Raw genomic sequence first — 6,008 nt, forward strand, 5'->3', positions numbered from 1 at the left:
CCTATCCGCGTGCCGCCTTTGGCACGTTAAAGAGCCGCAGCAACTCATCGCGCACATCCGAGATGTCGAGCACGTGCTGAGCGCGCGTGAGCGCCACGTACAGCAGCCGCATCTCGTCCTCATCTAACGTCAGCCGACCGTCGACCATCTTGAAGCGGAAGTCATTGACGATCCGCACGCGTTTCCATTCGAGTCCCTTCGCCCGGTGGATGGTCGAAATGACGTAGTCGGCTTGGCCCTCGGGCGTCTGACGCTGAGCGAGCGCCCGCAAGTAGTCGGTGCCGCGATCGTCGACGATCTCGACCACCGGCAGCAGGTCGCGGCCAACTGCGCTGCGCGCGAAGGCTTGCGCTTCTTTCCAGTTTTCGAACAGCGACAGCGCGGTTGGTCGGAAAGCCCGCCTTCCGTTGCGCAACTGATCCGCGCCGTCCGCAAAGGCGATGATCTCGCTGGGGTTCATGCGAAGCGCTGGTCGATGGCCCATTTCTAAGCCCGCCGCGAACTGCCAGATCGCAGTGGCGTTTTTGCGGCACAGCACCGCGTCCACGGACGGCTGCACTGAGGGATCTTCGACCATGATCGAGCCGATGCTTGGCTGGCCTCGGATCGGCGTCGCCTCTCCAAGCAATGCGAGCACGCAGCTCGCCAGTCCAGCGAAGGTCGGCCCGAACCGGAAGGATTCAGTCAGCGGCCGCTCGGGCGCATCGATCTGCGCCATCGCGTTGACCGCACCGCGCCATTCGTAGATTTGCTGATAGGCGTCTCCCACGTAGATCGTCTGCGCGTGCTTTTGCCGGGCGAGAACGGACAGCATGATGCCGTCGCTGTCCTGCGCCTCGTCGAACAAGATGAAGTCGGCGTTAATACGCGGATTCGATTGCGCCCATACTTTCAAGTACACGTCCGGCTGTATCGCCTTCAGCCCGCGCGGGTTCACGCTCTCCGCCCACAGACGCGCAATGCTGGGCGCGAGCTGCTCGCGCAGCCAGTCGGCGGCATCATCGCGAATCTTTTCGTCGACCGGGATGTGGAACGGCTGCGGCGTGTCGTCGGCGGACCGGCAGAAGCGGCCGAGACCGTCTGCGATCATCCGGCCGATCTCGAAGGGCGCGACCTCCGCGTTCTTCCCTGTGATAGTCGGCACTTCGATGGGGCCGAAGCCATATCGGGCGGCCAATTCGTGCGGTGGCTCGGACGGGAAATTGATGCGCGCGGTCAGCCATGCGGGGGTGCTAGCGTAAGCCAGGGAATGGACGGTGCGGGCTGAGACGTTGGCCGGAAAGCCGCGTCGCGCCGAGTCCGCAATCTCCTTATTGAACGCAAGATAGCTACCGCGCTGGCCAGTGAGCTGCTGAGCGACGAGCCGAAGCGTCGAAGTCTTGCCTGCGCCCGCATACGCTTTGACTTTCAGATCGCCGCCGCCTTTCGCGGCTTCGACGACGGCTTCCTGTTCTGCCGTCGGTTTATATGCATTGGCCACCGATCGCCCTTCAACGAAAAGAAGCAGTGTGCCGCAAGTCGGACTGACGGGCAGCGCAGTGGTCGCGCCGGCTACTTCCGTCCGTCCGCTACGAAGCGGGGTGGAAAGACAAGACGGCCCAAGTCATCGCGCTGGAGCGGAACGTCAGGATTGTCCAGCATATTTTCGACGTCCTCCACCTCTGGCAACGGCGGCCACGGCCAAGCTTTCGTCGCCCATGCGGGAATCTCGGCCTGACGAACGAAGCCGAACTCCTCTGGCTCGTGCCATATCGAATCGAATGTCTCGTTGAGGATTTGCTGCATATAGGCGACGTCCTCAAGACGCATCGACCACCAGCGACGGCGAATGCGGTCTTCGCCGGCGATCACAGTGCGCGACTCCAGATCGAGCACGAACCGGTGCTTCATGTAAGGGTCGCTGCTCCACAGGGAGTCCCATTCGCCGACCGCATATCGGTGCATCATTCTTCCCAGAGGTGTCCCCATTGGTGTCGTTCCGGCGCCTCAACGGCTAGCGCCATGATCTCACCCAGACCGAACAGTGGGTTCTTTCGCTTCACAGCGACGAACCCGTCAACCAGTGACGGTGTCGCTCTCAGCAGGCACATCGCCTTGAGCTCGTGATAGTCAAACAGCCTACTCATCATCGGGCGATTCGCGACCAACCCACTGATCTCGTGGCTCAACACGGCTTCGCGAACGCCCGGCAAATTGTGCTTCGCCACTGCGTCGGCCAACACCGCTCGACGCGCAGTTTTGCGGTCGCCGTCGGTCGAAAATTCCTTGGAATCGATCTGCAGCAGCGCGAGGTTGATTTCGTCACCGGCAGCGATAAATTCCGACAGCACAGGTGGTTCGTAGGCCATTAGGGGTCGAGCGTCATATAAGTGAATCTGATTAGCGGCTCGAATCAGCCATTCTTAAGAGTTCGCCTACTAGCGCACGACTTTAATCAGTCGCGCAACAGTTCCGTGAGCCACACCTCAGCGGGGCGCCCGGCATCGACGTCCACGAATAGCGCAACGCGGCCGCCTACGATGTCGCGTGACCGCAGCTCGGCAGCATCCAGCCACGGCTGGATGTTTGTCCGCCGGGCCGGGATGTCTGCTGCGTTGAAATCCAGCGGATATTCGATAGACGACTGGTCGGACTCAACCACGAGGCGCATGGAATCGACGCGTACGCCGCGAAGCTCCGTGTTCACGATCCGATTAACGACGACGTCGAATTCACGCTCGCTGCCGAACTGATAGCGGGCTGGTCGATCCTCGCGACGCAGATGGATGACGGCGGAAACGCGCAGGTTCATCTCAATGAGAACGAGACGATAGCGAGCGACACGCGCCTCCCGATCGGCGCTAGGGAAGACGGCATCTTTGAAGTCGCCTTTGTAGGTCATGCAGGCTCCGGTGTACATCCACGACCCCACGTCATGGTCCAAATCGAGCCTACGTATCGGTTCGCGAAGTCAAGTCACGGGGGCAGAGCGACGAGCAAAGCAGCGATAATGAAAGCTGCGGTAGCTCAGCACCCCTCGCACGGAACCCAACGAGATATGACAGAGACCGACCTGAAGATTGTGAAGCGAGACCCCGAAGGAACGCGGCGCCGGATCCTCGAGGCGGCGAGCGAGCAATTCGCCACGCTCGGCCTCGCCGGCGCACGCGTAGATGCGATAGCAAAGGCTGCAGCGACGAACGAGCGCATGCTGTACTACTACTTCGGCAGCAAAGAGCAGCTCTATGTCGCCGTGCTGGAGTCCATGTACGCGGAGTTTGCCGAGAAGGAAAGCCACCTCGACCTTTCCGGACTAGAACCGCGCGACGCGATCGCCACTCTTGCGCAATCAATTTGGTCGCACCTTTGGGACAGCCCCCGCTGGCTGGGACTGATCAACGGTGAGAACCTGCATCAAGGTCGATACCTGCAGACTTCGGAAAAGCTGCGCGCGACGATCTCACCGGTAATCGACCTCATCAGGACGGTCCTCGAACGCGGGGCGGCGACAGGGCAGATTCGCAGCGGCGTCGATCCGCTCGACTTCTACGTGACGCTCGTTGGAATGGGCTACTACATTGCCTCGAACCGATTCACGATCAGCGCATTCACCGGCCGCGACTACGCGCGCCAGCCCGATCGAGAAAACATCTGCGAGATGCACCTCGTCATGCTGGATGCGTATTTGCGTCCGGCGCCGTAGCTCAGCAATCCAGGGCAGTGCCCAACCTGATTAGCCGCAATCGACCCAATTCAGCCATCCGACATGCGCTTCTCTCGAGGCCGGCTTTCGAAGGTACAGCGGACAATCGACCCCGCGCAAAACCAGCAACAATCGCCCGGCTTGCTCGACTCGCGCAAAGCGATCAGGAACTCGCCGAACACAAGGTGCCTCGGTCGGCGCGGGATTGAACGCGTCGACGCACCATCGTAACTACACAACGGGAACTGGCTGGCCATGGTTCACGCGGCCACGCGGGAGTTCTTAACGGCTCATCGTAAGCTGGTCTATGTACTTCGCGACACCAGAAAACGCAAAGCGGAGGTCAGAAAGGATGTGACGTCTAATGCGATAAGCTGCCAGCGCAGTATCGGGGCGGCGCGTTCATCGGCGAGCACGGTAGCTGGGCCCGCTCGCCGTTGAGCGGTTATGTGGTCTCGTACATGTCCTTCCAGAATGGCAAGCCGGTCGGCGCCCCGAAGGATGTCGTGACGGGATTCGCGTCGTCGGATCAGAAGGGACGCGAGCCGGTGACATGGGCTTGCGGCGGCCGTGACCTGCTGAGCTTGCACCATTTACCAGTCGTGCGGCGTCGCGATGTCTCGATAGTGCGCCTAGCGGCAGGTGAGGTTATCCACGGCCTCCTGATGAAACGCATAGCCGTGAACGTCGCCGAGGCGCCTTCACATTGAATGCCGTGTCCACTGTAGGACATCGCTCGTGATCGTTCCGTCAGGTTCGCCATCACATTCGGCGCGTCACACCGAGCAGGAGTACGGTAGGCAATGGTGATCACGAGCCCAACCTCCCGTTCGTCCAATTAGCTGGCGCAGGCGTGGCACGCCGCGACTGGACCGTCTGCCGCAACACGACGTCCCGCTCGGCGTCGTGCATCGCAAGTATGGCGTGCATTGTCACCCGCATCGCCCAGCATGCGTCGACGGGAGGCACGCTTCGCGGATTGGCGGAGACGGCCGAATAGCGCGCGACATTGCCGGGAGCGTAGTCCAGCTCCCGAAGCAGCGAGAGCTTGAGGCTTGTCGTAAGCGGCTCGCGACGGCCATTCTCGACGGCTGAGCGAACCGGTTGGTAGTTTAGTTCCCACTAAATAATTTGGTGGGAGCTAAAGTGGACGAGACATTGAATCGGATCGCGAAGTGCAAGCGACCAAACTTTCGGGTAGAGACCAAGCGGCACCTGGTCGAGCAGACGTTTGAAGCAGGGGCTTCGGTTTCGCTGGTTGCACGCCGTAACGACGTCAACACCAATTTGCTGTTCAGGTGGCGGCGTCAGTATCTGCAAGGGGTGTTCGGCGCGCCATGTCCTGAGCATGCGGCGGGGGCCTCGAAACCTGATGCCAGCTCGACGGTACTTCTTCCAGTGAGCGTTGTCGCGGAGCCTTCGGAGGCAACGCCCATGACCGACGATACCAACTCGCCGCCCGATAACGTCTGCGAGATCGAATTTGATCGTGCGCGCGTTCGAATCTCCGGTGAGGTCTCGCCGGCGTTGCTGCGGCTGCTCATTCGGGAGCTTGCCCGATGATCGGCCTGCCGGCGGGCACGCGTGTCTGGCTCGTTGCCGGCATCACCGACATGCGCTGCGGCTTCCAAGGGCTGTCGGCGAAGGTGCAGACAGCGCTCAATGAGAATCCACTGGACGGTGACGTCTTCATCTTCCGTGGGCGCCGCGGCGATCTCGCGAAGGTGCTTTGGGCTACTGAGGACGGACTCTGGCTTCTCGCGAGACGGTTGGAGCGAGGCCGTTTCATCTGGCCACAGGCCGATGGCGGCAAGATCCATCTGACGAGTGCACAGTTGTCGATGTTGCTCGAGGGGATTGACTGGCGACAGCCACGACGCACCGCCGCGCTCTCGATGTTGTAAACCGCGAGGAAGGCTCGTAAACTGCGACGCATGTCCGATCAAGCGCCGCTTCCCGATAACGTCGCCGAGCTCCGTGCCATGGTGCTCGCGCAACAGGCGTCGCTGCTTGAGCACCAGGCATCGATTGCGAAGATGGTGGAGGAACTCGCCGCGCGAGATGAAGAGATCGAGCGCCTGAAGGCGCAGATCGACAAGCTCAGGCGGATGCACTTCGGGCGCAAGTCCGAACAACTCGCCAGGCAGATCGACAAGCTCGAGGCGCAGCTGGAGGACCTGACCGCCGGCCGGGGTGCTGCCGAGGCGCGTAACGAGCGCGACAGGACACCGAACGCGCCGGCCAGCAAGTCGCCTTCGCGAGAGCCGCTCCCGCCGCACCTGCCGCGCGAGGAGATGGTACTCGAGCCTGATCCGCTCTGCCCCAA

Annotated in this window: 8 protein-coding genes and 1 pseudogene; 5 read left to right on the top strand and 4 right to left on the bottom strand. The window is 61.5% G+C overall.

Annotation, left to right across the window (positions count from 1 at the left end; translation table 11 throughout):
* Nucleotide 1: 1 nt before the first annotated feature.
* The 4 genes from AWB79_RS14145 to AWB79_RS14160 form a co-directional block, all read right to left on the bottom strand.
* The gene (locus AWB79_RS14145) at nt 2-1,480 is read right to left on the bottom strand and encodes a 3'-5' exonuclease (RefSeq protein WP_061168037.1); all 1,479 of its coding nucleotides are present in this window, start codon (nt 1,478-1,480) and stop codon (nt 2-4) included.
* A gap of 71 nt (nt 1,481-1,551) precedes the next feature.
* Entirely contained in the window at nt 1,552-1,890 is a 339-nt protein-coding gene (locus AWB79_RS14150; protein WP_061168070.1) for a hypothetical protein, read from the bottom strand.
* 53 nt (nt 1,891-1,943) lie between these two features.
* A complete protein-coding gene (locus AWB79_RS14155) occupies nt 1,944-2,348 on the bottom strand; it encodes a hypothetical protein (protein WP_061168038.1) in 405 nt (134 codons plus the stop codon).
* An 86-nt stretch (nt 2,349-2,434) separates the two neighbouring features.
* Nucleotides 2,435-2,881: a hypothetical protein gene (locus tag AWB79_RS14160; protein ID WP_063963499.1), complete on the bottom strand. Its 447-nt coding sequence runs from the start codon at nt 2,879-2,881 to the stop codon at nt 2,435-2,437.
* Nucleotides 2,882-3,037: 156 nt separating this feature from the next.
* Here AWB79_RS14160 and AWB79_RS14165 point away from each other — a divergent pair, with 156 nt between their 5' ends.
* The 5 genes and pseudogenes from AWB79_RS14165 to AWB79_RS14185 all read left to right on the top strand — a co-directional run.
* Nucleotides 3,038-3,682: a TetR/AcrR family transcriptional regulator gene (locus AWB79_RS14165; RefSeq protein WP_061168040.1), complete on the top strand. Its 645-nt coding sequence runs from the start codon at nt 3,038-3,040 to the stop codon at nt 3,680-3,682.
* A gap of 374 nt (nt 3,683-4,056) precedes the next feature.
* Nucleotides 4,057-4,218 (top strand): annotated as a pseudogene (locus AWB79_RS40440) (PQQ-dependent sugar dehydrogenase); the annotation flags it as partial.
* A 610-nt stretch (nt 4,219-4,828) separates the two neighbouring features.
* Nucleotides 4,829-5,245 carry an IS66-like element accessory protein TnpA gene (tnpA, locus tag AWB79_RS40800; protein ID WP_374728542.1) on the top strand — a complete coding sequence of 139 codons (417 nt, stop codon included), beginning with the start codon at nt 4,829-4,831 and terminating at the stop codon, nt 5,243-5,245.
* Nucleotides 5,242-5,586 (top strand): IS66 family insertion sequence element accessory protein TnpB, encoded by a 345-nt coding sequence (tnpB, locus tag AWB79_RS14180; protein WP_053572846.1) that lies wholly within the window; start codon nt 5,242-5,244, stop codon nt 5,584-5,586. The genes tnpA and tnpB overlap by 4 nt, the downstream gene beginning before the upstream one ends.
* 30 nt (nt 5,587-5,616) lie before the next feature.
* The coding region (locus AWB79_RS14185) for an IS66 family transposase (RefSeq protein ID WP_198399027.1) at nt 5,617-6,008 on the top strand (392 nt) is incomplete at its 3' end.

It is taken from the genome of Caballeronia hypogeia, from assembly GCF_001544875.2.
GTDB lineage: Bacteria > Pseudomonadota > Gammaproteobacteria > Burkholderiales > Burkholderiaceae > Caballeronia > Caballeronia hypogeia.